Source organism: Pseudomonas sp. AG1028, assembly GCF_007993955.1.
In the GTDB taxonomy this organism is placed as follows: Bacteria; Pseudomonadota; Gammaproteobacteria; order Pseudomonadales; family Pseudomonadaceae; genus Aquipseudomonas; species Aquipseudomonas straminea.
Genome location: NZ_VIVP01000022.1, coordinates 1 through 5439, shown reverse-complemented (window position 1 = coordinate 5439; position 5439 = coordinate 1). Strand labels below are relative to the sequence as shown.

The window sequence follows — 5439 nt, the reverse complement described above, 5'->3', positions numbered from 1 at the left end:
GCTTGACAGCAAATGAGGGTGCTGTAAGATGCGCGCCTCGGTTGAGACGAAAGCTTCAGCCAAACGTTCTTTAACAACTGAATCAAGCAATTCGTGTGGGTGCTTGTGAGTTAAGACTGACTGATCGCAAGATTATCAGCATCACAAGTAACACTCGTGAATTCGAGAGTTTTTTGCGATTGCTGAGCCAAGTTTAGGGTTTTCTCAAAACCCAAGCAGTATTGAACTGAAGAGTTTGATCATGGCTCAGATTGAACGCTGGCGGCAGGCCTAACACATGCAAGTCGAGCGGTTGAGGGGAGCTTGCTCCCTGATTCAGCGGCGGACGGGTGAGTAATGCCTAGGAATCTGCCTATTAGTGGGGGACAACGTTTCGAAAGGAACGCTAATACCGCATACGTCCTACGGGAGAAAGCAGGGGACCTTCGGGCCTTGCGCTAATAGATGAGCCTAGGTCGGATTAGCTTGTTGGTGAGGTAATGGCTCACCAAGGCGACGATCCGTAACTGGTCTGAGAGGATGATCAGTCACACTGGAACTGAGACACGGTCCAGACTCCTACGGGAGGCAGCAGTGGGGAATATTGGACAATGGGCGAAAGCCTGATCCAGCCATGCCGCGTGTGTGAAGAAGGTCTTCGGATTGTAAAGCACTTTAAGTTGGGAGGAAGGGTTGTAGATTAATACTCTGCAATTTTGACGTTACCGACAGAATAAGCACCGGCTAACTCTGTGCCAGCAGCCGCGGTAATACAGAGGGTGCAAGCGTTAATCGGAATTACTGGGCGTAAAGCGCGCGTAGGTGGTTTGTTAAGTTGGATGTGAAAGCCCCGGGCTCAACCTGGGAACTGCATCCAAAACTGGCAAGCTAGAGTACGGTAGAGGGTGGTGGAATTTCCTGTGTAGCGGTGAAATGCGTAGATATAGGAAGGAACACCAGTGGCGAAGGCGACCACCTGGACTGATACTGACACTGAGGTGCGAAAGCGTGGGGAGCAAACAGGATTAGATACCCTGGTAGTCCACGCCGTAAACGATGTCAACTAGCCGTTGGAATCCTTGAGATTTTAGTGGCGCAGCTAACGCATTAAGTTGACCGCCTGGGGAGTACGGCCGCAAGGTTAAAACTCAAATGAATTGACGGGGGCCCGCACAAGCGGTGGAGCATGTGGTTTAATTCGAAGCAACGCGAAGAACCTTACCTGGCCTTGACATGCTGAGAACTTTCCAGAGATGGATTGGTGCCTTCGGGAACTCAGACACAGGTGCTGCATGGCTGTCGTCAGCTCGTGTCGTGAGATGTTGGGTTAAGTCCCGTAACGAGCGCAACCCTTGTCCTTAGTTACCAGCACCTCGGGTGGGAACTCTAAGGAGACTGCCGGTGACAAACCGGAGGAAGGTGGGGATGACGTCAAGTCATCATGGCCCTTACGGCCAGGGCTACACACGTGCTACAATGGTCGGTACAAAGGGTTGCCAAGCCGCGAGGTGGAGCTAATCCCATAAAACCGATCGTAGTCCGGATCGCAGTCTGCAACTCGACTGCGTGAAGTCGGAATCGCTAGTAATCGTGAATCAGAATGTCACGGTGAATACGTTCCCGGGCCTTGTACACACCGCCCGTCACACCATGGGAGTGGGTTGCACCAGAAGTAGCTAGTCTAACCTTCGGGAGGACGGTTACCACGGTGTGATTCATGACTGGGGTGAAGTCGTAACAAGGTAGCCGTAGGGGAACCTGCGGCTGGATCACCTCCTTAATCGAAGATCGCAGCTTATTCATAAGCTCCCACACGAATTGCTTGATTCATTGTAGAAGACGATGCTGTAACGCGACCCTGTTATAGGTCTGTAGCTCAGTTGGTTAGAGCGCACCCCTGATAAGGGTGAGGTCGGCAGTTCAAATCTGCCCAGACCTACCAATTCAGGTGCAGATGATACGGGGCCATAGCTCAGCTGGGAGAGCGCCTGCCTTGCACGCAGGAGGTCAGCGGTTCGATCCCGCTTGGCTCCACCACTTTCTGGTTGCAGTCGTTAACGAGTAAGAGTTCAGAAATGAGCATTCCTGCGATGGCAGAGTGAATGTTGATTTCTGGTCTTTGACCAGTCGAAACATCGTTCTTTAAAAATTTGGGTATGTGATAGAAGTGACTGATTGATTACTTTCACTGGTAATTAATCTGGTCAAGGTAAAATTTGCGTTGTTCTCAAGTGCAAATTTTCGGCGAATGTCGTCTTCACGTTATAGACAGTAACCAGATTGCTTGGGGTTATATGGTCAAGTGAAGAAGCGCATACGGTGGATGCCTTGGCAGTCAGAGGCGATGAAAGACGTTGTAGCCTGCGATAAGCTTTGGGGAGTCGGCAAACAGACTGTGATCCAGAGATCTCTGAATGGGGGAACCCACCTAGCATAAGCTGGGTATCATGCACTGAATACATAGGTGCATGAGGCGAACCAGGGGAACTGAAACATCTAAGTACCCTGAGGAAAAGAAATCAACCGAGATTCCCTTAGTAGTGGCGAGCGAACGGGGACTAGCCCTTAAGTTGATTAGAGTGTAGTGGAAGGCTCTGGAAAGTGCCGCCGTAGTGGGTGATAGCCCCGTACACGAAATGCTCTTATCAATGAAATCGAGTAGGACGGAGCACGAGAAACTTTGTCTGAATATGGGGGGACCATCCTCCAAGGCTAAATACTACTGACTGACCGATAGTGAACCAGTACCGTGAGGGAAAGGCGAAAAGAACCCCGGAGAGGGGAGTGAAATAGAACCTGAAACCGTATGCGTACAAGCAGTGGGAGCCTACTTTGTTGGGTGACTGCGTACCTTTTGTATAATGGGTCAGCGACTTATATTCAGTGGCGAGCTTAACCGAATAGGGGAGGCGTAGCGAAAGCGAGTCTTAATAGGGCGTTTAGTCGCTGGGTATAGACCCGAAACCGGGCGATCTATCCATGGGCAGGTTGAAGGTTAGGTAACACTGACTGGAGGACCGAACCGACTACCGTTGAAAAGTTAGCGGATGACCTGTGGATCGGAGTGAAAGGCTAATCAAGCTCGGAGATAGCTGGTTCTCCTCGAAAGCTATTTAGGTAGCGCCTCGTGTATCACTGCTGGGGGTAGAGCACTGTTTCGGCTAGGGGGTCATCCCGACTTACCAAACCGATGCAAACTCCGAATACCAGCAAGTGTCAGCACGGGAGACACACGGCGGGTGCTAACGTCCGTCGTGAAAAGGGAAACAACCCAGACCGTCAGCTAAGGTCCCAAAGTTATGGTTAAGTGGGAAACGATGTGGGAAGGCTTAGACAGCTAGGAGGTTGGCTTAGAAGCAGCCATCCTTTAAAGAAAGCGTAATAGCTCACTAGTCGAGTCGGCCTGCGCGGAAGATGTAACGGGGCTCAAACCATACACCGAAGCTACGGGTTCAACGTAAGTTGAGCGGTAGAGGAGCGTTCTGTAAGCCTGTGAAGGTGAGTTGAGAAGCTTGCTGGAGGTATCAGAAGTGCGAATGCTGACATGAGTAACGACAATGCGAGTGAAAAACTCGCACGCCGAAAGACCAAGGTTTCCTGCGCAACGTTAATCGACGCAGGGTGAGTCGGCCCCTAAGGCGAGGCAGAAATGCGTAGTCGATGGGAAACGGGTTAATATTCCCGTACTTCTAATTACTGCGATGGAGGGACGGAGAAGGCTAGGCCAGCACGGCGTTGGTTGTCCGTGTTTAAGGTGGTAGGCTGATTTCTTAGGTAAATCCGGGAGATCAAGGCCGAGAGCTGATGACGAGTTGTCCTTTAGGACGATGAAGTGGTTGATGCCATGCTTCCAGGAAAAGCTTCTAAGCTTCAGGTAATTAGGAACCGTACCCCAAACCGACACAGGTGGTTAGGTAGAGAATACCAAGGCGCTTGAGAGAACTCGGGTGAAGGAACTAGGCAAAATGGCACCGTAACTTCGGGAGAAGGTGCGCCGGTGAGTGTGAAGGGTTTACCCCGTAAGCACATGCCGGTCGAAGATACCAGGCCGCTGCGACTGTTTATTAAAAACACAGCACTCTGCAAACACGAAAGTGGACGTATAGGGTGTGACGCCTGCCCGGTGCCGGAAGGTTAATTGATGGGGTTAGCTAACGCGAAGCTCTTGATCGAAGCCCCGGTAAACGGCGGCCGTAACTATAACGGTCCTAAGGTAGCGAAATTCCTTGTCGGGTAAGTTCCGACCTGCACGAATGGCGTAACGATGGCGGCGCTGTCTCCACCCGAGACTCAGTGAAATTGAAATCGCTGTGAAGATGCAGTGTATCCGCGGCTAGACGGAAAGACCCCGTGAACCTTTACTATAGCTTTGCACTGGACTTTGAGCTTGCTTGTGTAGGATAGGTGGGAGGCTTTGAAGTGGGGACGCCAGTTCTCATGGAGCCATCCTTGAAATACCACCCTGGCAACCTTGAGGTTCTAACTCTGGTCCGTTATCCGGATCGAGGACAGTGTATGGTGGGTAGTTTGACTGGGGCGGTCTCCTCCTAAAGAGTAACGGAGGAGTACGAAGGTGCGCTCAGACCGGTCGGAAATCGGTCGTAGAGTATAAAGGCAAAAGCGCGCTTGACTGCGAGACAGACACGTCGAGCAGGTACGAAAGTAGGTCTTAGTGATCCGGTGGTTCTGTATGGAAGGGCCATCGCTCAACGGATAAAAGGTACTCCGGGGATAACAGGCTGATACCGCCCAAGAGTTCATATCGACGGCGGTGTTTGGCACCTCGATGTCGGCTCATCACATCCTGGGGCTGAAGCCGGTCCCAAGGGTATGGCTGTTCGCCATTTAAAGTGGTACGCGAGCTGGGTTTAGAACGTCGTGAGACAGTTCGGTCCCTATCTGCCGTGGACGTTTGAGATTTGAGAGGGGCTGCTCCTAGTACGAGAGGACCGGAGTGGACGAACCTCTGGTGTTCCGGTTGTCACGCCAGTGGCATTGCCGGGTAGCTATGTTCGGGAAAGATAACCGCTGAAAGCATCTAAGCGGGAAACTTGCCTCAAGATGAGATCTCACTGGAACCTTGAGTTCCCTAAAGGGCCGTCGAAGACTACGACGTTGATAGGCTGGGTGTGTAAGCGTTGTGAGGCGTTGAGCTAACCAGTACTAATTGCCCGTGAGGCTTGACCATATAACACCCAAACAATTTGGCTGTTAGACGGTTGAAGTCGACAGTAATGCCGAAGATTTGCGAGAACACGTAATACCAACTGACATCACATACCCAATTCGCTGCAGCGGCTAAACCCCGAAGCAGCAACCAGTTTGCTTGACGACCATAGAGCGTTGGAACCACCTGATCCCATCCCGAACTCAGTAGTGAAACGACGCATCGCCGATGGTAGTGTGGAGCTTCTCCATGTGAGAGTAGGTCATCGTCAAGCTTCTATAAGAAACCCCAGA

General features: G+C 51.5%; 2 tRNA genes and 3 rRNA genes. All 5 read left to right on the top strand.

The annotated features are described in order from the left end of the window. The first annotated feature begins 223 nt into the window (after positions 1-223). Positions 224-1759, top strand: a 16S ribosomal RNA gene (locus tag FB481_RS23065). Between the two features lie 85 nt (positions 1760-1844). Then, positions 1845-1921, top strand: a tRNA-Ile gene (locus FB481_RS23060). A 19-nt stretch (positions 1922-1940) separates the two neighbouring features. Then, a tRNA-Ala gene (locus FB481_RS23055) sits at positions 1941-2016 on the top strand. Between the two features lie 259 nt (positions 2017-2275). Next, positions 2276-5167, top strand: a 23S ribosomal RNA gene (locus FB481_RS23050). Between the two features lie 137 nt (positions 5168-5304). Then, a 5S ribosomal RNA gene (gene rrf / locus FB481_RS23045) occupies positions 5305-5420 on the top strand. The 16S, 23S and 5S rRNA genes sit together here with 2 tRNA genes alongside, the layout of an rRNA operon. The last annotated feature ends 19 nt before the right edge of the window (positions 5421-5439 follow it).